The organism is Burkholderia sp. WP42 (genome assembly GCF_000745665.1).
Classification (GTDB): Bacteria; Pseudomonadota; Gammaproteobacteria; order Burkholderiales; family Burkholderiaceae; genus Burkholderia; species Burkholderia vietnamiensis.
Window position 1 is genome coordinate 148,836 of sequence record NZ_JQJT01000015.1, and the last position, 22,612, is coordinate 171,447.

30 protein-coding genes, 1 tRNA gene and 1 pseudogene are annotated in these 22,612 nt (G+C 64.5%); 5 read left to right on the top strand and 27 right to left on the bottom strand.

Translation table 11 applies throughout. The annotated features are described in order from the left end of the window. Window positions 1-3: 3 nt before the first annotated feature. The 23 genes from EX20_RS08640 to EX20_RS30490 all read right to left on the bottom strand — a co-directional run bounded on the left by EX20_RS08640 (window position 4) and on the right by EX20_RS30490 (window position 13,508). Window positions 4-1,773, bottom strand: a complete 1,770-nt coding sequence (locus EX20_RS08640; protein ID WP_034193275.1) for a hypothetical protein — start codon at window positions 1,771-1,773, stop codon at window positions 4-6. An 18-nt stretch (window positions 1,774-1,791) separates the two neighbouring features. Beyond that, window positions 1,792-1,891, bottom strand: a tRNA-OTHER gene (locus tag EX20_RS31805). A 20-nt stretch (window positions 1,892-1,911) separates the two neighbouring features. Beyond that, entirely contained in the window at window positions 1,912-2,409 is a 498-nt protein-coding gene (locus EX20_RS08645; protein ID WP_034193276.1) for a DUF1804 family protein, read from the bottom strand. Between the two features lie 7 nt (window positions 2,410-2,416). Beyond that, window positions 2,417-2,896, bottom strand: a complete 480-nt coding sequence (locus tag EX20_RS08650) for a hypothetical protein (RefSeq protein WP_034193277.1) — start codon at window positions 2,894-2,896, stop codon at window positions 2,417-2,419. A gap of 6 nt (window positions 2,897-2,902) precedes the next feature. Further along, the gene (locus tag EX20_RS08655) at window positions 2,903-3,190 is read right to left on the bottom strand and encodes a hypothetical protein (protein WP_034193278.1); all 288 of its coding nucleotides are present in this window, start codon (window positions 3,188-3,190) and stop codon (window positions 2,903-2,905) included. Next, window positions 3,174-3,413 carry a TraR/DksA C4-type zinc finger protein gene (locus EX20_RS30475; RefSeq protein ID WP_034193279.1) on the bottom strand — a complete coding sequence of 80 codons (240 nt, stop codon included), beginning with the start codon at window positions 3,411-3,413 and terminating at the stop codon, window positions 3,174-3,176. The genes EX20_RS08655 and EX20_RS30475 overlap by 17 nt, the downstream gene beginning before the upstream one ends. Window positions 3,414-3,415: 2 nt before the next feature. Further along, window positions 3,416-4,024, bottom strand: coding sequence for a hypothetical protein (locus tag EX20_RS31810; RefSeq protein ID WP_034193280.1), 609 nt, complete (start codon window positions 4,022-4,024; stop codon window positions 3,416-3,418). Then, window positions 4,014-4,250, bottom strand: a complete 237-nt coding sequence (locus EX20_RS08670) for a hypothetical protein (RefSeq protein WP_034193281.1) — start codon at window positions 4,248-4,250, stop codon at window positions 4,014-4,016. The genes EX20_RS31810 and EX20_RS08670 overlap by 11 nt, the downstream gene beginning before the upstream one ends. Continuing rightward, window positions 4,237-4,761, bottom strand: coding sequence for a glycoside hydrolase family 24 protein (locus tag EX20_RS08675; protein ID WP_034193282.1), 525 nt, complete (start codon window positions 4,759-4,761; stop codon window positions 4,237-4,239). The genes EX20_RS08670 and EX20_RS08675 overlap by 14 nt, the downstream gene beginning before the upstream one ends. A 173-nt stretch (window positions 4,762-4,934) precedes the next feature. Further along, complete coding sequence (locus EX20_RS08680; RefSeq protein WP_034193283.1) at window positions 4,935-5,369, bottom strand: Mor transcription activator family protein; 435 nt, start codon at window positions 5,367-5,369, stop codon at window positions 4,935-4,937. Beyond that, window positions 5,366-5,770 (bottom strand): gp16 family protein, encoded by a 405-nt coding sequence (locus EX20_RS08685; RefSeq protein WP_034193284.1) that lies wholly within the window; start codon window positions 5,768-5,770, stop codon window positions 5,366-5,368. The genes EX20_RS08680 and EX20_RS08685 overlap by 4 nt, the downstream gene beginning before the upstream one ends. Before the next feature lie 78 nt (window positions 5,771-5,848). Next, on the bottom strand, window positions 5,849-6,307 hold the full coding sequence (locus EX20_RS08690; RefSeq protein ID WP_034193285.1) for a beta galactosidase jelly roll domain-containing protein: 459 nt from the start codon (window positions 6,305-6,307) through the stop codon (window positions 5,849-5,851). Window positions 6,308-6,316: 9 nt separating this feature from the next. Next, window positions 6,317-6,934, bottom strand: coding sequence for a DUF3164 family protein (locus EX20_RS08695; protein ID WP_034193286.1), 618 nt, complete (start codon window positions 6,932-6,934; stop codon window positions 6,317-6,319). Further along, window positions 6,927-7,550 carry a hypothetical protein gene (locus tag EX20_RS08700; protein WP_051974415.1) on the bottom strand — a complete coding sequence of 208 codons (624 nt, stop codon included), beginning with the start codon at window positions 7,548-7,550 and terminating at the stop codon, window positions 6,927-6,929. The genes EX20_RS08695 and EX20_RS08700 overlap by 8 nt, the downstream gene beginning before the upstream one ends. After that, complete coding sequence (locus EX20_RS08705; protein ID WP_034193287.1) at window positions 7,550-8,164, bottom strand: hypothetical protein; 615 nt, start codon at window positions 8,162-8,164, stop codon at window positions 7,550-7,552. Before EX20_RS08705 ends, EX20_RS08700 begins: the two co-directional genes overlap by 1 nt. A 59-nt stretch (window positions 8,165-8,223) precedes the next feature. After that, window positions 8,224-8,532: a hypothetical protein gene (locus tag EX20_RS08710; protein WP_034193288.1), complete on the bottom strand. Its 309-nt coding sequence runs from the start codon at window positions 8,530-8,532 to the stop codon at window positions 8,224-8,226. After that, window positions 8,529-8,858 (bottom strand): helix-turn-helix domain-containing protein, encoded by a 330-nt coding sequence (locus EX20_RS08715; RefSeq protein WP_034193289.1) that lies wholly within the window; start codon window positions 8,856-8,858, stop codon window positions 8,529-8,531. The genes EX20_RS08710 and EX20_RS08715 overlap by 4 nt, the downstream gene beginning before the upstream one ends. Next, window positions 8,845-9,471, bottom strand: a complete 627-nt coding sequence (locus EX20_RS08720; RefSeq protein WP_034193290.1) for a helix-turn-helix domain-containing protein — start codon at window positions 9,469-9,471, stop codon at window positions 8,845-8,847. The genes EX20_RS08715 and EX20_RS08720 overlap by 14 nt, the downstream gene beginning before the upstream one ends. Then, entirely contained in the window at window positions 9,464-9,694 is a 231-nt protein-coding gene (locus tag EX20_RS08725) for a hypothetical protein (protein ID WP_131929046.1), read from the bottom strand. Before EX20_RS08725 ends, EX20_RS08720 begins: the two co-directional genes overlap by 8 nt. Window positions 9,695-9,704: 10 nt before the next feature. Then, entirely contained in the window at window positions 9,705-10,448 is a 744-nt protein-coding gene (locus tag EX20_RS08730; RefSeq protein WP_034193292.1) for an AAA family ATPase, read from the bottom strand. 18 nt (window positions 10,449-10,466) lie between these two features. Next, window positions 10,467-12,650: a Mu transposase C-terminal domain-containing protein gene (locus EX20_RS08735; protein WP_196773625.1), complete on the bottom strand. Its 2,184-nt coding sequence runs from the start codon at window positions 12,648-12,650 to the stop codon at window positions 10,467-10,469. Continuing rightward, window positions 12,647-13,129, bottom strand: coding sequence for a hypothetical protein (locus tag EX20_RS08740; RefSeq protein ID WP_034193293.1), 483 nt, complete (start codon window positions 13,127-13,129; stop codon window positions 12,647-12,649). The genes EX20_RS08735 and EX20_RS08740 overlap by 4 nt, the downstream gene beginning before the upstream one ends. Window positions 13,130-13,190: 61 nt before the next feature. Next, a complete protein-coding gene (locus EX20_RS30490; protein ID WP_072465388.1) occupies window positions 13,191-13,508 on the bottom strand; it encodes a helix-turn-helix domain-containing protein in 318 nt (105 codons plus the stop codon). A 162-nt stretch (window positions 13,509-13,670) separates the two neighbouring features. Between EX20_RS30490 and EX20_RS08745 the strand changes: the two genes are divergently transcribed. From EX20_RS08745 to EX20_RS08760, 5 genes and pseudogenes are all read left to right on the top strand, one after another. After that, a complete protein-coding gene (locus tag EX20_RS08745; protein ID WP_034193294.1) occupies window positions 13,671-14,414 on the top strand; it encodes a LexA family transcriptional regulator in 744 nt (247 codons plus the stop codon). A gap of 349 nt (window positions 14,415-14,763) precedes the next feature. After that, window positions 14,764-14,910, top strand: a pseudogene (locus EX20_RS32810) (cellulose synthase operon protein YhjQ); the annotation flags it as partial. Then, a complete protein-coding gene (bcsA, locus tag EX20_RS08750) occupies window positions 14,907-17,444 on the top strand; it encodes a UDP-forming cellulose synthase catalytic subunit (RefSeq protein WP_034193336.1) in 2,538 nt (845 codons plus the stop codon). The pseudogene EX20_RS32810 and the gene bcsA, both read left to right, overlap by 4 nt. 26 nt (window positions 17,445-17,470) lie before the next feature. Beyond that, window positions 17,471-19,024: a cellulose biosynthesis protein BcsG gene (gene bcsG, locus EX20_RS08755; protein WP_014722846.1), complete on the top strand. Its 1,554-nt coding sequence runs from the start codon at window positions 17,471-17,473 to the stop codon at window positions 19,022-19,024. Continuing rightward, a complete protein-coding gene (locus EX20_RS08760; protein ID WP_011884396.1) occupies window positions 19,006-19,203 on the top strand; it encodes a hypothetical protein in 198 nt (65 codons plus the stop codon). The genes bcsG and EX20_RS08760 overlap by 19 nt, the downstream gene beginning before the upstream one ends. Before the next feature lie 55 nt (window positions 19,204-19,258). Here the strand turns inward: EX20_RS08760 and EX20_RS08765 are convergent, their stop codons facing one another. From EX20_RS08765 to EX20_RS08780, 4 genes are read right to left on the bottom strand one after another with little or no spacing between them, the layout of a single operon-like run. Further along, entirely contained in the window at window positions 19,259-20,143 is an 885-nt protein-coding gene (locus EX20_RS08765; protein ID WP_014722848.1) for a pirin family protein, read from the bottom strand. Window positions 20,144-20,169: 26 nt separating this feature from the next. Continuing rightward, on the bottom strand, window positions 20,170-20,562 hold the full coding sequence (locus EX20_RS08770) for an OsmC family protein (RefSeq protein WP_011884400.1): 393 nt from the start codon (window positions 20,560-20,562) through the stop codon (window positions 20,170-20,172). A gap of 48 nt (window positions 20,563-20,610) precedes the next feature. After that, window positions 20,611-22,191 carry a cation:proton antiporter gene (locus EX20_RS08775; protein ID WP_011884401.1) on the bottom strand — a complete coding sequence of 527 codons (1,581 nt, stop codon included), beginning with the start codon at window positions 22,189-22,191 and terminating at the stop codon, window positions 20,611-20,613. Then, window positions 22,188-22,451: a DUF1427 family protein gene (locus tag EX20_RS08780; protein ID WP_034193295.1), complete on the bottom strand. Its 264-nt coding sequence runs from the start codon at window positions 22,449-22,451 to the stop codon at window positions 22,188-22,190. Before EX20_RS08780 ends, EX20_RS08775 begins: the two co-directional genes overlap by 4 nt. Window positions 22,452-22,612: the final 161 nt, after the last annotated feature.

Consider the following 22,612-nt stretch of genomic DNA (forward strand, 5'->3'; position numbering starts at 1 on the left):
TACCTACCAGGCGCCGTTGCCGAAGCGCTGGCCGCTAATTCCGGCGTCGCCGTTTTGCGGCAGTTTTGACACCGGGGTGTACTCGAATTTCATGCCGCCACGCGACACCGCGATCGCCCACAGCAGGTGCAACGCGCACAAGCCGTCGTAGTGGTGGCCGCTCTGCGGCTCGGGCCAGCTGTCCAGCTCGCCGAGTAGCTGAACGAGCGACGGGTGCATCAGGAGGCTGGGAGCCAGCCGATCGGTGATGAACGGTTCCAGCGAGTCGATGCGCACTTCCTGCGGCACCGTGGCCGTGACGCCGACGAGCGGCAGCGCAACACCGACGTCGAGGCCGGCCTGGATGAACGTCTGCCGCGAATGCTCGTAGGCGTTGTTGTTCTCGAATGCGATAGACAGACACTGGAACTCGCGCTGCATCGTGATCAGGTCGGCCTCCAACTTCGATGGCACGCGCCGCTTGATCACCGCGTGCATCACGTGCAGCTTCTTCGCTACGGTGTCCCATCCGCCCACCAGGAGCGCAGACGGATCGGACGTTTCGCCTCGGCCCATCGACGGATCGCATGCGCCGAAGATGCGCCAATATTGGGAACGCTGCGCCCAATAGGTGATGTAACCGAACACCTTGTCTTCCTCGGTGCGCGGGTCACCCTGCATCTCGGTCGAGAATGCGCGCGGAGACTTCGCCCGCTGACGCATCAACCAGAACAGCGAGCGCACAGACGGCCATGACGTCTCCGCGCCTTCGTCCATCTCGGCCTGGCGCTCGACGTAGAAGCGGAACGACGGCAGCTCGTCGTCCGGCACGACCTCGCCGCGAGCCGACGCGGCGGCGATCGCGTCCTTGTCGACGTTGAGCATCAGCTCCTGACATTGTTCCCACAGGTCCATGCGCGCAGGCATCGTCTCGATCGCGCGGAAGTGGTGCACGACGTGCCCGATGCTGCGCTTCGCGCGCGAGATCGGATCATCCTTGTCGAGCACGGTACCGACGCCTACATACTTGACGCTGCCATCCGGCGGGCCGAGGTAGTCGATCGCCTTTTCCAGCCAGGTCCAACGGTTCTGGCGCTCGGTCGGGCTTTTCGCTTCCGCATCGGTGATCAGATCGTCGCCGAACAACACCTTCGGCCGGCTCGCGCCGTGGAACGTGCCACGAATTGCCTGCTCAGCACCGAACGGTTCCACCTTGACGCCGGTCTTCGAGATGAACTCGCCGACCTTCCACATCGGCCCTTTACCGCATACCTCGGGAAAGTCGAGTGCGAGCGACGCGTTAGCGGTTAGCTCGGTTTTAACCACCTCCAGCAGCTTGGTCGGCAGCGACGTTTCCGCGCCGAGCAGGATCAGGTAGTCGAGGAACGGCGGCGGCTCGGCGGTCCAACCGATCTCGCGGCGCACGTCGTCGCGTTGCAGCAGCCCCTGCACGATGATGTACACGGGGCCGATTTTGGTTGTGAGCGACGACTTCGCTTCGCCGCGCGGCGCTACCCACCATTCGCGCGTACCGCCGGCCTGGCGCAGCAGCTTCGGGAACCGACCGCAGAAATGCCCCTGGAACAGCGACGGTGTGCCGCGAATGTGGTGCGGGAAATAGGTGTACGCGAAGAACTGATAGTCGCCGTCGACGAGCACGCGACGGCGACGCTCGCGCCGTGCCTCGGGCGACGGATCGAGACCGGTCGCGTGTGCGTCGATGTCGCGGCGCAGCTGTGCCGCCAGTTCGGCCAGCTCGTCGCGAAACTGCTTTTCGGTGAATTTCTGCGTCATGTCGTTGACCGTCTTTGTGGCAATCGCCCGGATTTGAACCGGGGCCGGCGGGCGCCCACCGTCTGGAATTCCAGCCTCCCCCTCAACAGGGTGCTCTACCTGACTGAGCTACGATTGCCACAAAGACCGGTTCTCCCATTAACCGTATGCGACGGCCAGCTCATCGCCGAACGGGCCGAGCACCTCGGCGAACGCCGCGATATGGGTGGGGTGACGTTCCTTGATGAACGCAGCAAGACGCTGGACCACGCCCATCGCGACCGCCAGCTCGTTCGTCTCGGGCAACACCCGCTTGCTGGCGTTGATCGTCTTGTTGTACGCATCGGCCAGGCTGGCCAGCATCTCGACCTTCTTCGGCGCAGGAAGCTCGCCTTGCTCAATCTCGGTCAGCGTTGCCTGGTACTGCGTGACCAAGCCGGCGAGCATCTGGCGGGCGGCGCTTTCGACGCCGCCGCCCGCCATCAACTGCGCACCCTGGGCCTTGTCCCAATCATCGCCGGCTGCGAGCGCGTCATCCTTCCAGCGGCGTGCGGTCGAATACGCGACGCCGTACCGCGAGCTGGCGATTTCAAGTGACAGGCGGTCGAACACGTAGGCCCGACGCACCTTGTCGCGCATTTCCTTCGGATAGGCCATGTACCGGTCAGAAGCCGAGCTTGTGTCGGATGAATGCGATGCCCGTCGCGACGATACCGCCCGCGACACCACCGGCCACGCCGCCCGCGATCGCGCCGTTGCGTACCGCTCGCTGTTCGATGCCTTCAATCGTCGCCGTCAGTGCGCCGATGTCGCCGTCGATCTTGCGCAGCAGTTGCAGCTGCTCGGTGCTGGTCGAGTCGAGGCGTGCGCCGCCGGCAGTCGGTGCCGGTTCGTCGAGCGGCTGCGACGGGGCCGTCGCCGCCGCCATTACCGATGCTGTGTCGGCCGAGGACATGCCGTTCACGATGGTCGCGTCGATTGCTGCGGCCGAATTGATCGGCGAATCGGTCGCTGCGTCGCCGGGCGTCGAATTGCCCGATGCGCCGACGGCGGCAGTGGATGCAAACACGGAGGCGGCCGTATTGGTCGAGTCAGCGTTCAGCGGGGTATCGGTTGCTGCGGTATTCGTTTGGAGTTGGTCCATGGTGATTTAACGAGGTACGGTTTTGGAAAGGCTGTCGATCTTCGCGTCGATCCGTGCGAGTAGTTCCCGCACCTCCTGACGCTCGCTTCTTACTTCGTCGCGACTCGCGCATTCGCGGGCCACCATCTCGCGGAAGTCCGCCAGATTCTTCTGCAGCAGGCCGATCTGCCGACGATCGCTCTCAGCGTCGCTCTGCACGCGTTTCACCCATACGCCGACCGCTGCGAGGCATACGGACCACAACGCACCGAGCACGGCCATTACGACAGCGGAGGCGTCAAGCGTGAATTGCATGTCCCCTCCGTTTCAGAGCTGCGGCTTCGCGGCGGCTTTGACACTCGATGCAGTAGCGGCAACCTGGTGCCGCGACCCGCCGCGCTTCAGGAATCGGCACGCCGCATTCTTCGTTCTGGCAAACGAACGCCGATTCTCCGTGCGGCGCATTCGCGCGGGCGGCGGCAATCGCCAGCTCGCGTGTCTGTTCCTCGATCATCGAGGCCCGATCAAAATCGTCCATGCCTATTGCGTGTTCTGCTGCGGTTTCTGGCGCTCGGCTTCGATGTCGAGCACCTTGTTCAGTTGGGTGTCGATACGCCGGTTACGGGCCGCGTAGTCGGTGAGCCAGTCGAGGATGTCCGCTTGTGATACCCCGGAATCAAGGGCGTCATCGGCTCCGGTCTCTGCGCCAGCTCCGCCGGTAACGGCGCTATTCGGCAGGGGATCAGCACTGGCGTCGACTGCGACGCCGTTCCACACGCGGACAAAGCCGCGAGTGAACACACAGCGAGGCAAAGGCTCGGGATTCGCAGCGAGCGTCGGGCGGTATGTCTGCGTGACGACATCGATCTTTCCTTTGGCGGTAGAGGTGAGATGGTCGATCTGTTGCTGGGCGACGATGAGCGCCTGAGCGGCCTGGTTGCCGCGATCGACCTCGGTGGCGTAGCGATCGTCGGCAATGCGGGCGGCGTCGGCCGCAGCTTTCTGCTGCGTTTCGCGCTGCTCCGACAGCGCGAGATCACCGCGCGTCGTTGCAACGTGATATCCGTGCTCGTAGCCAGCTGCACCAGCGAAGGCAATCGCTACAGCGATACCGATGACGGTCAGCGCCTTCGCGTATTCACTGATCATTGGAGCCTCCCGATGCGGGCTTTCGAGCGAATGCGCTGATGCCGGTGATCACGGCCGAATATCCGCCGACGCAGGCGAGATACGCGTACCATTCCTCGACGACGAGCGTGCCCTTGTAGCCCTTGAATGCGAACACGGCGGTTGCAACGGCCGACGCAACATTCGGCCAAAGCTTCGTATGCGACAGCTTCCCGTCGACACCAGCGATGAGATCACGCAGCGACATTAATGACCCCTCCGGCCGCCTTGTACAGCGAAGTGAGGTAAGCGACCGTGTTCGTGTGCTGACCGTACGGCGAGCCGGGCAGCGACGCCCAAATATTGCTCGCCTGCGCGAGGGCAGCGCCGAGGTTGCCGTTCTGGATCAGCCGGATCGAGCCACGTTCCTTGAGTTGCTGGATGGCGATGCGGTCCTGCGAGATCGGGCTGAAGTCGGAAAGGTTCAGCAGCTTCGCGTAGGGCTGAAACCACCGGAACAGAAGCTGATAGCGGCCGGCCGCCGTCGAGTTCAACGCGGAATTGAGAATGTCCGGATGGGTCGCGTAGCTCGGAAATGTGCGCAAGTTCGGCGGGACCGACTGACCGTTGCGCATGAGCGGCCCGTGCGAGCCGACGAGTACGTTGTAGCCGTCGTCGCTGTGGGCGAGCGTCCACGCGTCGATCTCGCTGCCGGCGATCGCGTCGAGCAGCGCGACAACGTTCTTGCCGCCGGCTTCTTCAATGGAGATTCGTGCCATCTGACTTCCTGTCTGAGTTGAGGGGAAGTCGGATCGGTCACGATTCGCACTCGCCCTGAATGGATGAGAGCGAGTTTATGAATGGCACTGACATACGACATGACGTCATGTGTCAGTACCAAAGAGAAGCCCCGCACGATGGCGGGGCTCGGTGGGAGAGATAGTGTAGCGTGTTAGAACAGCGCGAGCTGATCGACCTTCGCGACGATCTTGTCGGCCGATTTGAGGATGCGCCAGATTTGTCGACTGGACATGCGGTGCGTAGCTGCCAGGCGGGACACTGCGAACACCGCGCTGTGTTCCCGCGTGATCTGGTCGAAGTCGCTGCGCAACTGACGATGGAACATTTCGCGCACTGCATCGCGGCAGGTTGGAATATCCAGCGACTCGCCACCGAAATGCTTGCAGAGCTGCTCGGCGGCTTCAGTGCCGATAACCTCGGCCAGTTCTTCAAACCGGGCTTCGCCCGATCGGGTCTTGCGCTTTGGCACCGGAAACACTACACCTGGCATCGCACGAATAAGGGCGTTCGTCGCGGGCAAGCCGATGACCGCGATCAACGTACGAGCCGTGCGCGGCAGCAGATGCTCGACGTCGCCGAGATTCATGCGCGCCTCGTTCGACGGTTGGCGTCATACTGCAACGCGGCGATCAGCTTGGACAGCATTGCATCGTCGCAAAACTCGATCGCATCGACCTTGCAGATTCGCTTCACCATGCCGCCAAGATAATCCCAAGAGCGGCCCGCATTGGCGAGCAGTGCCTCGATCTTGCGGATCTGAGCAGTGCGCGACCGCGCAACGCTGGGGCGGCGTCCAGCATCCCGCTTCGGTTTGAAGCCGCAGCGCTCGAAGTGCTTCAACAGCTTATGCGCCCCCTCAGGCGTCAGGTCTTTCGACGAACTCACGCCGGCGATGCTGCGCAGCACCGTGCGATATTCATCGTCGGTCATTGCGAGCTGTTGCTTCGCGATATGGATCTTCGCGACGGTGGTCTTTGCGATCAGCATCACGACCTCCACCAGCGCCGCAGCTCGCGACGGCAGAGGCATACCAGAAACACGATGCCGGCTACTATGGTGATCACATCAGACATTAGCGGCCTCCTGTGCGGTGAGGTCGACAGACGTATTGACCGCCACGCCCACTGATACGAGGGTGACCGATTGACACACTCGCGCGAAGTGACGAAGCATCGTGCTGGTCGTGTTCCATGACGGCATGTAGAACGTGGAGGTATGGTCCAGGTTCGGAAAGTACTTCCGTGCCTTCCGCTTTCCGAAGTTCTTCTCGATCTTCGCTCGCTCAGTCGGTTTGTATGCGCTGATCTTCACCGGCCGGTAGAACCGATGTTCCGGCGCAGCTTCCTTCAGATACTCTCCCTTGAACCAGCCGTTCACATAGACCATGAGGTCGTACCGGCGCGGCTTCGTCCTCTGCACCTGGATCGTGATGGTATTGCCATCACAGCGAAGCACAACGCAGCCGAACGGAAACGACAGCTCAGTATCGATCCGCTGAATTTCGTCTTTCGACAGTTTCGACACGTGGCCTCCTTAGATTGCCGCGAGGTCGAGGCTGATGGCGCGATACTCCTCGGTGTCCTCGATGCGTTCGTACAGACGGATGTACGGCTTGCTGCCAGTGACTCGGATGCTGTCGACGATCGCGCGCATTGCCTTCGTCCACTTGGCATCGTCGATGGCCAGGCGACGCAGCGCGAGAATTCGCCCGGTGTTCACGTTGCCTTCCTTGTCGACCTGGAACGCCTCGTTGATCAGCACCTTTACCTTGTCGTTACTGCCTTCCGTCCACTCACGCAGGCATTCGTCGATCAGCTCCTTCGCAGCCTGCAGTCGTTCGTCGAACTGGATGTGGTCTGCGATTTTGCGAACGATCTTGTACTGCCCGTTAAACGTGATGAGGGAAATGTTGCCCTTAGCGCCACCCACCTTGACGCCGTACTCTTCGTGGCTAGTTTCGATGAAAGCCGCGATGTCGCCGAAAGCGCGCGCCTTGAAGTCGACCATCGCGGACTGCAGGCGTTTCGCTTCGTCAACCAGCGCCGTGATCGTTTGATCGCGCAATTGGTCGATCGGTGCGACGAGTGATTCAGGAACGAGTCGGCCACGAGCGTCCTTCACGTAGCCTGCCGGGATATGCTGTTCAGTCATGGATTTTTCCTTCCTTGGAAAATTGGTTCATTTCTTTCGTCAGCCGTCGCAGCGTGCTCAGGCTCTCTTTGATCGTCGGTGTGATCTGCCGACTGCCGGATTCGGCTGCCACAACAACAGCGGGCACGGCAGCGGCCGGTGACGTTCGGGCCTCGGGCGTACCCAGTCCGGCGTGTCCCTGGCGTTGATGTTCCAGATGTGTCTCGGCGCGCGATTCGGCCTTGTCCGAAAAGCCCGCGAGTACTTCGAGCAGGTAGCCATGGGTCTTGAGCGGCAGCTTGAGGCGCCCCTGATCGCGCTGCGCGAGCATGTGTTCGAATCCCTGTCGCCAGTAATCGATCGGACAAACCCACGTGCGCCCGTTGCGCTCGATTTGCGCGGCGCGAATCATCGGTGCCAGCTCATTGATCAGGTTAGCGACGCGGGAGTGGCTCATCTGGCTTTTCGTCGGCGCGAAGAGTCCGATGTAGCGCAGCATGGGTTTGACGAACGACTCTCCGGCGGGATGGGCTTCGATGATCGCGTTGAGTGCCTCGCGCGGTGCATCGTCCGCGAGCAGCACGTCCAGGCTCATCACCGCGCGGCAGTTCGGGCAGCAGAGTTGCGGCAGCGGCATCAGTGCACCTTCCGCTTTTCGTCACCCATCACGACGACACGGTTTTTGCAAAACGTGGTCAGTGCCTGGGATACAGCATCACGATCGCCTTTGAGGTGCGCAACGACGATCTTCGAAACTTCTGCGGTCACGTCAGCCAGCACGCGATTGAGCGCTTTCAATTCGGACACTGCGTTCACGCCGGCCCGATTGGCTGTATCGAGTGCCTGACGAAGCTCCGCTACGGTTTTCTTCGACCACGGATCGTCGCCTTCGCAGTTGTATGGCGGCAGCGGTTCTGCCTGTTTCCCGGCACGAGCAGCTTCCGCCCATTGCCCGGTCTGCCGGATCTCATTCGATTCGTTCGTCTCTTCGAGCATTTCGCGCAGACGCGGGCTGGCGTCGAGCTGCGCGTCGAGGATCGCAGCAACGCCGCGATGATCGCCCCGCAGGTGCTGCATCAGCACTCGATTGACCAGACCAGCCAGCTCGTTACCCGCAATGTCTCGCCTCTGCGCATCGGCTGCGTACCGGCGCAGCCGCTCGTTTGCGTGCCCCAGCTCGCGGCGCAGTTCGGGGACGGTTTCGAAGGCATCCGGGTTCGCGACAAGCACGCCAGCAATTTCGTTGTTCATACCGTAGTCCTAATCTAGATGGTTATTTCGCGATGCTTTTGTCACTTCCAATTAGCCGATCAGTTTCCCCGCTCGGTCCAAAGCACGCGCACGTCGCCAATCTTGAATTGGCCCGTGCGGTACCGCGTCGCGCCAGAGCCACCAGTGCGGTAGTAGGTCGCTTCGCCCTTCGTCACCAGCTCGGCGCAGCTCTCGCAGTTCTGCACCTGGATCGTCGGCTTCGAGTGGTTCGAGAACTCGATGCCGATGACCACAAAGCCTCGCTCGGTCAGCGTCTCGATCGCCGCTGCGATGCGCAGTGCCGTCAGTTGCATGAGCTGGTTGATCGGCGGCACGGTCGGACTGGTGGCGTTAAAACTCGGCGTCATTTGGACTCTCCTTTAACGGGGCGATGCGTACAGGTCTGGCACGTGCGCCAGTGCGACAAGGCAAGGGGGTTATTCACCGGCGGCCGGCGCGCGGCAAAATCCAGGCATACCGTCGGCGTCACCAGCTCGGCGGTATGCGTGCATTTCACTTGGCCGAAGACGCGCAGAACGCGTGCGGCCACACGGTCGGTCTTGCCCGGATACTTCCCGGACAGCACCAGGGAAATGGTCGTGCGGGACAGGTCGAGCTTGCGCGCAACGTCGGCCTGCGACGATACGAACACCGCCTCGCGCAACAAAACAAGCCAGCGGTCAGCAAGCGTCATGGTCGGGCTCCTCGTGCCACACGATCTTCCCGAGGTTCGGGTCATATACCGATTTCGTGCGCTGGATCATCGGCGGGCGCGGCCCGGTGTACTTCGATGCGAGCAGACGATAGCGCGCCTGTTTTGCCCCCTTGCCACGAATAAATGCGTGACCGGGGTCGACGATCGTCAGATAGCCGGCATGCGCGAGACATTTGACGTACGACTGCGCCGTTGAGTCAGTGATCGCGACATCGGGTGTCGACGCACGCAGCGCCAGCTCGCGCGACGTGAAGTCGCCCATGATGCGCATCGTGCGCCACATGTTCTCGTTGCCGCGCGACTGCACGACGGGGCGGCCCTGGCGGTCGAGGCGCGGCGCTTCCACGCCGGTATCGCGCACGAGCCGATAGTGCTTCCGATCGTTGATCGCCTGGCGCTCGCCGAGCTGCTCGATGACGCCACCGCGTTCGAGCGCCTGCAGGTACGTATGGACGGTCGCCTTGTCGATGTCCGCAGCGCGCACGATCGAGTGCGGGGTGAAGTCGTTCGCCTGGCGGCGGATGGCTTCCCATACGCGCTGGCGCGGCCCTTTGCCGCCAGTCAGTTCGAGGTGTGCGGGCTTCCTAGGCATGGTCGCTCCCTGCGTTTGCGCCGGCGAGAAACGCGCAAACGGCGACGAGCAGCAAAGACCAGGCAGCGACGCCGGTCCAGGCGAGCAGTTCGATCCGATCATGCGCGATGACGCATCCCACGATCATGATCACCACGGCGACGCCCGACGCGATCATGGTCAACAGGTGGATGTGCTCAGCCGCTCGTGCCATCTGAGGCGTGGTGGTTTCGTAGTTGTGCATGACGATCACCTCACACTCGACGTTTCGGCGCTTCGCCGGTGTACAGCTCGCGCTTGCCCCACTTCGCGAGGTCGATCGCGTCCAGCCCCTGGACCATCGCTTCTTCCTGAATGCGTTCCAGATTCACGCACACGCGGCGTACCGAGCCGTGTGACAGGTCCACCAGCTTCGCGAGCAAGTCTTCGGCAACGTCGACACTCGGGCAATAAAGCGGACGCAGCTTGTGCGCGTCTTCGAGCGTGACGGGCTGCGCCGGCACCCAGGCAAGCACGCGACCGTGCATTCGTTCCCAACGCTTCAGTTTGTTCGGCAGACCTTCCTCACCGATCATCAGGATCGGGGCCTGGCTGGACTCGTACAGATCACGGACCAGTTCGACGGCGTTGCGGTCGACTAGGTGGTCCATCTCGTCGATCACCAGCGGCCGGCCGCTCGCGGCCAGTTCCTCGGCGACCTGATCAGCCATCTCGGGAATGGTCGCGGCCGGCTTGATTCCCATTTCGAACAGTACCGCCTTTAGGAAATGCTTCTTCGTCCAGACCGACTTCGCCTGCACGTAGCGCGCGCGACGCGTGTTGGCAACGAAGTTCGCCGCCATGCTCTTGCCCCAACCGGAAGGGCCATAAAAGCAGACGAGGCCCGGCAGGTTGGCGCTGCGCGAGACAGCGCGTTCGATCGCGATGTCGCACATGCCGAGGTTCGCGATCTGCGCGATGGAACCGACGGATTTACTGTTCATATCGTTTTGTGTCATTCTTCGCCCACGGTGGTCTTACAGTTGGTTGGCGAGCTGCAACTCGCCGGCTTCTTCCTCGCGGCGCTTTTGCGCCGCGAATTCTTTGCTACGCTGGTACGTGCCGTACCACTTCAGGTCTTCAGCGCGATCGATCGCCCCTCCGTTAGAAATGTGTCGATCCAATGCCTGCCAGCGGGCAAATCGCTGCGCCGCCGTTTCGGGCATATCGATGACGGTTGCTGACGGCTGCGACGCTGCCTCGACGGTGACCGGTGCCGGCTCGATGACAGGCACGTCGATCGCACGGGCATGCAGCGCTTCCCGCGAGATCCGGCCGATACCGGGGATCTCCAGCACTTCCGGCGTTTCCATTGGCAGGGCGCGGTAGCCGCGTCGTTCCGCCTCGATCTCCTCACGATGAGCGTCGTTGCGCTTGAGGCGTGCGTCTGCACGCTTCTCCCGAGCCTGCTCGACGAAGGACATCGGGAAGTAGTGCCGTTCGTTGCCGCCAAATTCCGCCTTGCAGATAAAGCGGCCGTCCGGGTGATGCACCCACACGTGCTTCGCATCGTGAATGTCGTACGCAACGTGCACGACCTCGTCGTGGAACTCTTCGAGCAGCCCGCTGAAGTAGCGGTTGTTGAAAAGCTGAACTTCGCCGCGACGCACCGTGCGCTCGATCCGTGGACGGAACACGTTCTGCGCTTCGGCATCGGTCAGCCTGACTGGCTCCCATGCCTTCGCCTCGAACGTCGAGAGCATTTCGTTCGGCGTCATGTGGCGACGCTTGCCGTCGACCGGATCGACGATCTTCGGCAATGAGCTATGCGGACGTGCGTTGTACTTCTCCATTTGCTCCTGGCAGAACTGCATGAACAGGTCCCATCCCATCAGGGGCAGTGCGCCGCCTTTCTTGATCGCGGCACGCGTGATCTTGAAATGAGCGTGCTTGGCTTCGCGGTCCATCGCCTCGCCGATGAAGCTCGGCAGTTCCTTGGCCGCTCGAATCCACAGCGATTGGTGCAGTCGCTCAACGACACCCCGCGCCTGCGAGTTGTACGGCAGTGAGTGCGAAACCTCGAAGCCGAGCAGTCCCTGCATGCCGGTTCCTTCGGCCTTGATCATTGCGTTGTCGTAACCCGAGCCGTGGTCGACGTAGAAAATCGCCAGGACGCCGTTGTGCATGACCCCGTTGGAGATTGCTTCGAGCACGGCCAGGCTCGATTCGGCGAGGCCAATCGAGAAACCCACTACCCGACGCGTCGCGATATCGACGATCACGGTGATCTCCGGCCGGAACGGACGGCCGTGCAGCGGATGTTGGACCTCGGCGTCGAACGTATGACCGTCCGCGCTCCAAACGTCGTTCGGCTGCAGCTGGTCGAATGTGCGGCGGACGAACGGCCGGATATTCTTCAGTTCGCGAGGCCCCATGCGGCCGATCTCGCGCGACACGTTCCCGACCTTGCCGAGGAATCGGCGCACCTGGTGAATGGAGGGGAAGCTCCATTCGAGATCGCGGGCGCGGTAGGCGTCGACGAACTGGCTGTATGCATGCTCAACGGACGGCTTCTGCGGCACCTGGTAGAACGAGAGGAACGGCTTCGCCCACGCCGGCACCGAGAATTCGGCGCGAGCCTTCTTCGGCGCGAGCGAGCCTGATTTCGACAGCCCGAGATAGCGCTTCAATGTGCGGATGCTGGGAAAGCCGTCGCCCTTACGGCCACGTTCGTCTCGGGCCGCACGGAGCATCATGATGAGGTGATCGTCCAGCGTGCCGGCCTTCGCCTGGGTGAGCAGAGTCGTCATCGCAGCTTCGCGGGACACGTGACACTGATCCATCAGGCGCTCGATCGTCGTCAGGATGCCCTTGCGTGCGTCTGCGCGCAGACGTTGAGCATCGGTTTCGACGAGGTCGAGCTGCTGTTCGCGGCGCACGATCGCAGCGGCTTTCACCGGCGCCGGAGCAGCAATCAGCGCTGTGGTTGCGCGCCGGCGAATTTCCGCCTGCGCTTCAGCGGGAAGGCTGTCGAACGCATATTCAATCCCTTTGCCCTTGAGTCTGCGGCGCGCAGCCCAGTTTTCACGCGTCGCGCTATAGCGGACACCGCGCTCGGTAGCCGGCACTCCAGGTAGCTTCAGGGCTGCCAACTCCGGGGCAGGATAGTGGGACTTGATGATGACCTCACCGCTTTTCGCAGTTGCCTCCCGGTGCATCATTCAGCCTCCACATCATCAAAAGGCAATTCGGGGGCTTGATCCTTTGCAACGTTCGCTCGGTGAAAGGCTGCCTGGATCATCGCGTGCGTCAATGCGCCAATCGCATGAGCTTGTTCTTCTCCCGTGGTGTAGTAACGGCAGAGGACGGCGGCTGCGTCTGCGAAGGCACTTTGAAGGGCTGACAGGTCAGCGATTGTCGGCCGACGACCCGTTGGGACGTCGATGACAATTCGGCTGCCATCCGCGACGGACAGGAACTCGCTGATTTGATGCGCACCGCAGAATTCCTCAAACTGCAGGACGCGGTTCACTGGCATCGACATATCCGAAAGCCACCGGTAATAAGTCTTCAACTCAACGCCCATCAAGTCGGCCATCACCTTAGCCGGACGCCGGTTGGCGTCCGCCGCAGCGGTATTCCGATCGAACGCATTGCGCAGGCTCGTTGCCGGCGCGGATTTGCGGTGGTGTTTTCTCATCACTTCGTCACTCGCTTCGAGAATCGCTTCAGTAGCGCGGTAGACCTCAGTCCCCTACGATTCAATCCATCGCCACGGCGACGGAAAGGTCGCGGCGCGGCACACAAACAGGTGATGACGGTGACAAAACGGGCGTAAAATTCCGTTTCTCGTAACGGCTCGGCCAGATAGTTTCGGGCTCGACTCCGATTGCGTGCGCAATGATGCGCTCGGCTTTCGGATATGAACTGTCGAAGGCTTTGCGCAGAGCGCTCGCGTTCGTGTAGCCGCTTGCCTTTGCTAGCCGAAGAATGTTCCAGCCCTTTTTTTCAAGGGCGCACTTGATATCCGCCTTATCCCAGTCTTTGGCGGATTTTTTTTGCAGCACAGGTGTGTGCATTTGTTCACCTCATGTAGTGAGTATGTGAACGCATGGTAGTCGGATTGTGTCGCTCATGCAACCGGAAATTGACGGTGCCAGTTAATTTCCGGTTGGTTTCCGGTTCTTTTTGCACGGCGCAGACGCCGCTCGCCCCTAAACAATCTTATGAATCAACACTTTATGGACGAAACGGAACAATCTGGGCGGATTGAGGACGGCTTTCCGCCACTCAACCTAGAAATCGGAAGGCGGATCGATGAGGTCTGCCGCGCTATTGGCGGTCGGGAGGAGGCTGCAAAGGCTGCCGGCGTCTCGGCTGGGATGCTGCGCCGGTATATCCGTGGCGAAAGCATGCCGCCGCTCGACGTTGCGATGAACCTTGCCCGCGCCGCGAACAGAAGCGTTGATTGGATCGCAGGAGCATGTGACCAAGATGGGCATTCGGTGACCAACAAAGGGAGCCACTCCGGTGTGCGGGACACGTTGGGGAACCCAGTTGATCTCTCGGAGTTCGTGTTCATTCCGCGCTACAGCGTGAAGGCTGCGGCGGGCCACGGGCAGGCTGTAACGAACGAGGCTCCGACGCACACAATGGCGTTCCGCCGCTACTGGATCGAGCACTATCTACGGGCGAACCCGGCCGATTTGTCGGTTCTTTCCGTCCGGGGCGACTCTCAGTTGGGGGTGTTGAACGACCGGGATGTGATTCTGATCGACCGCAGTCAAACGAGTGGCTCTGCAGGACTGTACGTCCTGAGAATTGACGGCGAGATCATCGTGAAGACGCTCCAGCGCCTGCCTGGCGGCATTATCGAGGTCAGTAGCGCTAACCCTGCCTATAAGACATTTGAAGTCGACACGACGCGGCTGCCCGACGACTTTGCGATCATTGGCCAAGTGGTCTGGTTTGGCCGCCAGGTTTAGGAAAGTTGAAAGTACGCAAAAGTGCCACGCTCAACTTTCGAAGGTGAAAGGATTGAGATTCTCGCGGAAAATCAAAGGGTTGTGGAAATGTGCCGCAAGCACATGTTCGCGACCCTTCTTGAAAATGGCGTGATCGAGCCAGAGCCTTGCCTGGCGTGCCGTTTACTGTTCGGATTGCGCCGATTCTGAGGCCAAAAACTGCGCGAAATGTGCGCATTTCGCGCTCACTTTGTGCAAATCTTTCGCGCGATTGCTCGTGCCAGAAAATCGCCGAGAACCTTATCCAGTGTGGCTTTTCGGTTTTTTTTAGCCTTCTGTTCGTTGTGTCAAAACAAGCACCACCCCATACGCGCGCGGCAGCTGGATCTTCGACGACGCGCCGCATTCGCAGGCGTCGCACGACCTGAACGGCGTCGCGAACTGGGTCGACGCGTGGCTCGCGACCGCCGCGACCGCCACGACCTCGGCGGCCGGCCGCGCCGGAGCGTCGCGATGAAGGCCGCGCTCGCCTCGCGCTGGCGCGCCGCGACGCGGCGCGCGGCCGACTGGTGCGCGCATGGCCTCGGCCTGCCGGCCCAGCGCACGCTGCTCGACTGGCTCGTGCGGCTGTTCTTCCATGCGCCGCCGCCCGGCCGGCCCGACCCGGTGCGCCGCTGGGCGCGCGCCGCGTTCCTGCGGCTCGCGCGCGACTGGGGCGTGCTGCAGCCGCTGAGCCTGCGCGAATGGCTGTGGCGCGCCGTCGTGCGCGCGCCGCGTGCAGCCGACGAGGGGCCCGCGCGCGATCCGCTCGCATGGTTCGATGCGACCGTCGTGCCGGTCTACGTCGCGCTGCGTGCGGTCGCCGCGCGCATCGACGCGTTGTTCGAACGGCTGCCGTGGACGCGCTGGGGCGGCTGGCTCGACGCGCGCGCCAACGGCGTCGGCCGGCATCGCTGGATGGCGCCGCTGCTGCTGATCGCCGGGGCGCTGATGTGGGCGGCCGCCGGGATGTCGCCGCTGATGCCCGGCGCGCAGTTCGCCTTCTTCGCGATCGTCGCGGTGCTCGCGCTCGCGCTGCGCCGTCTGCCGGGACACCTGCCGACGCTCGCGCTGGCGTCGCTCGCGCTGCTCGCCACGCTGCGCTACGTGTGGTGGCGCACGACGCAGACACTCGATTTCCGCAGCCCCGTCGAGGCCGTCGCCGGCTACCTGCTGTACGGCGCCGAAGCCTATACGTGGATGATCCTGCTGCTCGGCTTCATCCAGACCGCGTGGCCGCTCGACCGGCCGATCGTGCCGCTGCCGGCCGATCCCGACACCTGGCCGAGCGTCGACATCTACATCCCGACCTACAACGAGCCGCTGTCGGTCGTGAAGCCGACCGTGTTCGCGGCGCAGAGCATCGACTGGCCGACGGCGAAGTTGCGCGTGTACTTGCTCGACGACGGCCGGCGCCCGGAGTTCGCGGCGTTCGCGCGCGAGGCCGGCATCGGCTACCTCACGCGCGACGACAACCTGCATGCAAAGGCGGGCAACATCAACCGCGCGCTGCCGAGAACGCACGGCGAATACATCGCGATCTTCGATTGCGATCACGTACCGACGCGCTCGTTCCTGCAGACCACGATGGGCGTGTTCCTGCGCGACCCGAAATGCGCGCTGGTGCAGACGCCGCATCACTTCTTCTCGCCCGATCCGTTCGAGCGCAACCTCGGCACGTTCCGCGAGGTGCCGAACGAAGGCAATCTGTTCTACGGGCTCGTGCAGTCGGGCAACGACCTGTGGAACGCGACGTTCTTCTGCGGCTCGTGCGCGGTGCTCAAGCGCAGCGCGCTGGAGGAGGTCGGCGGCGTCGCGGTCGAGACCGTTACCGAGGACGCGCACACCGCGCTCAAGCTGCATCGGCGCGGCTACACGTCCGCGTACCTGCCGACCGTGCAGGCCGCGGGCCTCGCGACCGAGAGCCTGGCGGGCCACGTGAAGCAGCGCACGCGCTGGGCGCGCGGGATGGCGCAGATCTTCCGCATCGACAACCCGTTCGTCGGGCGCGGGCTCGGCCTGATCCAGCGCATCTGCTACGGCAACGCGATGCTGCACTTCTTCTACGGGATTCCGCGGCTGGTGTTCCTGACGATCCCGCTCGCGTACCTGTTCTTCCATCTGTACTTCATCAACGCGTCGTCGGTCGCGCTCGCGAGCTACGTGGTCCCGTACCTCGTGCTGGCGAACGTCGCGAACTCGCGGATGCAGGGGCGCTTCCGCCATTCGTTCTGGGCCGAAGTCTACGAGTCGGTGCTCGCGTGGTACATCGCGCTGCCGACCACCGTCGCGTTCTTCAGCCCGAAGCACGGCAAGTTCAACGTGACCGACAAGGGCGGCAAGATCGACGAAGGCTACGTCGACTGGTCGACCTCGAAGCCGTATCTCGTGCTGTTCGCGCTCAACGTGCTGGCGATCGCGGCCGGGCTGTGGCGGCTCGTGGCCGACCAGGGCGACGAGGCCACGACGATCCTCATCACCCTCGGCTGGACCGTATACAACCTCGCGATGCTCGGCGCCGCGCTGGCCGTCGCGCGCGAGACGAAGCAGGTGCGCGTCACGCACCGCATCGCGATGCGCGTGCCGGCCACGCTGCTGCTCGCCGACGGCACGACCGCCGCCTGCTTCACGAGCGACTACTCGACCGGCGGTCTCGGCCTCGAGGCGGTGCCCGGGCTGTCGCTCGCGGTGGGCGACATGCTGACCGTCTGCGTGACGCGCGGCGATCGCCCGTTCCCGTTCCCGGTGCGCGTGAGCCGCGTGACGCCGACGCACGTCGGCGTGAGCTTCGACGCGCTGACGCTCGAGCAGGAGCGTCAGCTCGTGCAGTGCACGTTCGGCCGCGCCGACGCGTGGCTTGACTGGCATACGTCGACGCAGGCCGACACGCCGCTGCGCGGCCTGAAAGCCGTGCTGCGCATCGGCCTCGACGGCTATGTGCGGATGTACAAGGGTGCGGTGCGCAGCATGCAGGCGCTGCTCGCGCCGAAACTCGACCGGGCGCGCGACTGACGCGGCGCTCACACGGAGTGGTTTAGATGACGTTCTGGAATCTGTATTTCATCCTGAAGTTCGTGCTGTTCGCGACCGGCCATCTGCAGCCGCTGTGGCTGGCCAACCTCGCGTTCGCGCTGGCGCTCGCCGCGAGCGCGCGGGTCCGGCGGCGCGTGTCGCGGATCGTCCGGCAACTCGTCGCGATCGCGATCGCGGTGCCGCTGCTCGCGCACGAGATGCATGCGCCGCCGCTCGCGCGGCTCGCCGAAGCCGCGCGCGAAATGAGCACGTTCCGCGCCGATTACTGGATGGAGCTGCTGCCGCGCCTGCTGCCGCCGTTGCTGGCGTTGACCGTGGCCGGCGTGCTGATCGTCTATTTCATCGTGAACCGCTGGGTGCGCGTCGCCACCTTCGTGCTCGCGGCGCTGATCGTGCTGCCGCTGTGGGAGGCCGGCAGCGGGCTCGTCGCGCGCGGCATCGCGCCGCTGCCGCAGCAGGCGAATGCGGCCGTCGCGCGCGCCGACCAGCCGGAGGATTACAACGCGGCGCTCGCGGCGTTCCGCGCGCAGGAGTCGCAGCGCCAGGTCGCGTTCGGCCATCCCGCCAACGATCCGGCCACGCAGTTCGACGTGATCGTGCTGCACGTGTGCTCGCTGTCGTGGGACGATCTCGACGCCGCGAAGGTGCGCAATCATCCGATGCTGAGCCACTTCGACTACCTGTTCTCGAACTTCAGCACGGCGGCGAGCTACAGCGGGCCGGCGGCGATCCGCGTGCTGCGCGCGAGCTGCGGCCAGGAAGCGCATGCGGACCTGTACAAGAGCGCGCCGCAGCAGTGCCATCTGTTCTCGCAGCTCGCGTCGGCCGGCTACACGGTGCAGACGCTGCTCAACCACGACGGCCATTTCGACAACTTCCTGCAGATCGTCCACGACAACATCGGCGTGCCCGATGCGCCGATGGTGTCGAACGCGGCCGCGCCGGTCGCGATGCACGCGTTCGACGGCTCGGCGATCAAGGACGACTACAGCACGCTCGCGAACTGGTACGCGCAGCGCGCGTCGGTGCCGGGGCCGGTCGCGCTGTACTACAACACGATCAGCCTGCACGACGGCAACCGCGTGGTCGGCAGCGCGCTGACCAGCATCGATTCGTACCCGCAGCGCGCGACCAAGCTGATGAACGACTTCGACCACTTGGCCGACCTGATCGCGCAGTCCGGGCGGCGCGCGGTGATCGTGTTCGTGCCCGAGCATGGCGCCGCGCTGCGCGGCGACCACAACCAGGTCGCCGGCCTGCGCGAGATTCCGACGCCGCGCATCATTCACGGGCCGGTCGGCGTGCGGCTCGTCGGCTTCGCGGGCAATCACGGCACCACGACCGTGATCGATCAGCCCACCAGCTTCCTCGCGCTCGCGCAGCTGCTGTCGAACCTCGTGTCGAACAGCCCGTTCAAGCCGGGCGTGACGCTCGCGCAATATGCGGCCGACCTGCCGCGCACGCGGATGGTGGGCGAGAACGAAGGGACGGTGACGCTGCAGACTGCCGGCGGCTACGCGGTCAAGACTCCGGATGGCGTATGGATCGACGAACAGTGATCAACATCGGCGAAGGCGACGACGACCGCCTGTCGCAACCGAACGACGTGCTGGGGCTCGCGCGGCATCTGCCCGCGCTCGACCCCGCGCGCTACGTGGACGAGCAGGCGCGACGCGCGTTCATCGAGTCGCTCGAACGCTGGCCGACGCTCGCGAAGCTGATGGGATTGACGCGCTGAGTGCGATGAGTGCACCGAGGCCGGCGTGCATGCCGGCCTTGCCGCATGCCGCCGCTCAGTGTGCGTTGCGCTCGGGCTGGCGCGTCCATTCGTGTTCCTCGCCCGGCACCTTGCCGAACGTCTGCGCGGCCCACGCGGCGCGTGCGGCGTCGATCTTCGCGCGCGCGCTCGACACGAAGTTCCATTCGATGAATCGCTCGCCGGGCAGATGCGCGCCGCCGAGCAGCATCACGCGCGCGCCCGACGCGCTCGCGAGCGCGACCGTCGCGCCGGGTTCGAGCACGGCCATCGTCGCCGCGGCGAGCGGCGTGCCGTCGATCGTCAGCTCGCCGTCGACCAGATACACGCCGCGTTCCTCATGCTCGGCGTCGAGCGCGAGCGCTCCGCCGGCCGCGAATTCCGCATAGGCGTAAAGCGTCGGCGAGAACACGGCGACCGGCGACGCGAGCCCGAACGCGGTGCCGGCGATCACGCGCACGCGCGCGCCGTCGCGCGTGAACGACGGCAGCGTGTCGGCCGCGTGATGCACGAACGCGGGCTCGACGTCCTCGTGCTCGATCGGCAGCGCAACCCAGGTCTGGATGCCGTGCACCGGCTGTTCGTGCGGTCGGTCTTCGTCGGGCGAGCGCTCCGAGTGGACGATGCCGCGCCCGGCCGTCATCCAGTTCACGTCGCCGGGCACGATCTTTTGCCGGAAGCCGAGGCTGTCGTGATGCATCAGCGAGCCTTCGAACAGGTACGTGACGGTGGCGAGGCCGATGTGCGGATGCGGCAGCACGTCGATGCCGCGACCGGGCGGCAGCACGGCCGGCCCCATTTCGTCGAAGAAGATGAAGGGGCCGACGAGCCGGGCCGCGCGCGCGGGCAGCACGCGACGCACGACGAGGTTGCCGATGTCGCTTTCGCGCGGCGTGAGCAGGGTCTTGATCGATGCGGACATGGTGGGGATCTCGTGCGCGGGTGAACTCAGGCGATGGCCGTGTCGATCGTGATCGGATGCGACAGGATCTTGTGGACCGGGCACGCGTTCGCGATCTGCAGCAGGCGCGCGCGCTGCTCGTCCGACAGGTCGCCGTCGAGCGTGATGCGACGCACGATCGTGCTGCCGGCGCTGCCGGCCTCGTGCGCGAGCTTCACGTGAACCTCCGCGAGCGGCCAGCCCTTGCGTTGCGCGTACATCTTCAGCGTGATCGCGGTGCATGCGCCGAGGCTCGACAGCAGCAGCGCGACCGGCGTCGGCGCGGTGTCGCCGCCGCCGAGCGCCACCGGTTCGTCGGCGCGCCATTGATGCACGCCGTCGGTGAAATGGACCAGATAATCGACCGAGCCGATGCTCGCTTCGACGGACAGTTCGCTCATTGCAATTCCAGGTTGGGGTAGGGGCGGCCGGCGATCGCGTGCCGGGCGTCACGGCTCGAGCAGGCGCTGCAGCCGCAGCTCCTCGAAATCCAGCTCGGATTCTATGCGGTGCAGCACGGCGTCGTCGACGCGGCCGTCGCGATGCAGCGCGAGCAGCGCATCGCGCGACACGCCGACCATCTCGAGCTCGACGCCCAGCATCCGCGCGCGCACCTGCGCCGGCTGCGCGCCGTCGCGGTGGGCGCGCTCGTTGAACGCGACGCGGTTGCGGTATTCGGTGAGCAGCCGCTCGCGCGACGCGCGCTCGAGGCCGTCGCCGTCCGGCCCGCGCGCATCGAGCGCCGCCAGCGCCGCGCCGAACGTGTGTGCGCGCACCGCGTGCTCGGACATCGTGCGGCGCACGGCGGGGCGCAGCTTCAGCACGCGGATCAGCGGCGCGAGCGTGCCGCCCTGGACCACCAGCGTCGCGATGATCAGCAGGAACGTGCTGAACAGGATCAGGTCGCGCGCGGGAAAATCGGCCGGCAGCGCGATCGCGGCGGCGAGGCTCACGACACCGCGCATGCCCGACCAGCCGAGCACGACGGCCTCGCGCCACGACCACGGCGGATGGCCGGCGCGCGGCGCGCGCAGCCGCGCGGGCAGCCACATCGCGACGAACACCCAGACGACGCGTGCGGCGATCGCGGCGGCCGTCGCCGGCAGCGCGACGCGCAGGCCGGCCATCAGCACCGCGCCTTCCTGGTTCACGCGCGCGAGAATCGCATGCAGCGCGAGGCCGATCAGGATGAACACGAGCGCGTCGAGCACGAACACGACGGCTTCCCAGGTGGCCTTCGCCTTGATCCGCAGATCGGCGCCGAACACGCGGTGCTGGCGCACGCCGAGCACGAGGCCGCAGGTCACGACCGACAGCACGCCTGAGCCGTGCACGGCCTCCGCGATTCCGTAGCTGCCCCACGCCATCGCGAACGTGACGACGATGCCGAGCATCGGCTCGCGCACGCGCTGCAGCACCCAGCACATCGCGTGGCCGCATACGAGGCCGGTCACGATGCCGATCAGCGTGAGCGAGAAGAACAGCGCGGTGGCGCCCGCGGTCGTGATCGTCACCGCCAGCGCGGCGGAGACGGCCATCTGGTACAGCAGCAGGCCCGACGCATCGTTGACGAGGCTTTCGCCTTCGAGCACCGCGACGAGCCGCGCGGGCAGCGGATGGCGCTGCAGGATCGCCTTCGCGGCGACCGCGTCGGGCGGCGACACGATCGCGCCGAGCGTGAAGCACGCGGCCCACGGCAGCGCCGGGTTCGCCGCATGCACGGCGAGCGCGACGGCCACGGTCGTGAACGCCACCGCGCCGAGCGCCAGCGACGCGATCGACGCGAGCTCGTGCCGGAATTCCTTCCACGCGGTATAGAAGCCGCTCGACATCAGCAGCGGCGGCAGCACGGCCGCGAGCAGCAGCGCGGGGTCCATGTCGGGCACCCGCTTGCCGGCGACGGCCACCACGCAGCCGCCGACGAGCAGCACGACGGCCGGCGGAATCGACACGCGCTCGGCGAGCCACGTGAGCGCGCCCGCGCCGCAGATCAACAGCAGCAGGTAATGAAACAGTTCGACGTTGCTCATGCGTGGTATCGGGGTGCGGTGTGGATCACGATGACTTGCGCGCGTTCGTGCTGCGGCAAGGTGCGCTGGCTGCAGGTTGCGTCGCGCCATGCGGCGCTCGGCCGATGACCTGCGGGCATGCGCCTCGCGACGGACGGGAGCCGTTCGCCGGCCAGCAGGCCGAGCAGGCCGGTGAGCGCGAACCGCGGCGGGGCGGGCGAGTTCAGTTCGAGCGCGCCGTAGAGCATGCCGGCGAGCAGCGAGAAGACAGACGGTTTCATGGAGGCGGGTGTCGTGATCGCCGGGCGGCGGCGCAAGGGCTTCGTCAATGTTTTGAAAGCGTATCGGGTTTGCGTGAAGAAAAAAAGGGCGGACTGCCGAGACGGACGGCGCGTCCGGTGAGGCCGTGACCGATGGCGAGCGCGGCAAGGATGACGTTCGC